The following is a 298-nucleotide window of genomic DNA, read 5'->3' as shown; positions in this document are numbered from 1 at the left end:
GTACTCGATGGTGCTGTCGATGCAGTATTCTAGGCCCTTGATCATGTTTGCCGCACCGAACAGGCGCTCCTCCTGGAACTGCAGCATCTGCATCATGAACCCAGAGCCTTCATGGCCGATGCGGTTGCGTTGCGGCACGCGCACGTTGTCGAAAAACAAATGGGCGGTTTCCGAACTGCGCATGCCGAGCTTGTCCAGGTGCGAACTCAGTCTGATACCGGGCGTGTTCAAAGGCACCATGATCAGCGATTGGTTGATGCGCGGTTTGTCGTCCGAGGTGTTAGCGAGCAGGCAGATG

At 56.7% G+C, this 298-nt stretch carries 1 pseudogene; it reads right to left on the bottom strand.

Annotation, left to right across the window (positions count from 1 at the left end):
* A pseudogene (locus BK665_RS33835) lies at window positions 1-298 on the bottom strand (acyl-CoA dehydrogenase); the annotation flags it as partial.

The sequence above is a fragment of the Pseudomonas frederiksbergensis genome (assembly GCF_003732665.1).
GTDB classification, from domain to species: Bacteria; Pseudomonadota; Gammaproteobacteria; order Pseudomonadales; family Pseudomonadaceae; genus Aquipseudomonas; species Aquipseudomonas frederiksbergensis_G.
Note: the sequence above shows the minus strand (reverse complement) of the source record. Positions and strands in the feature narration are given on the sequence as shown.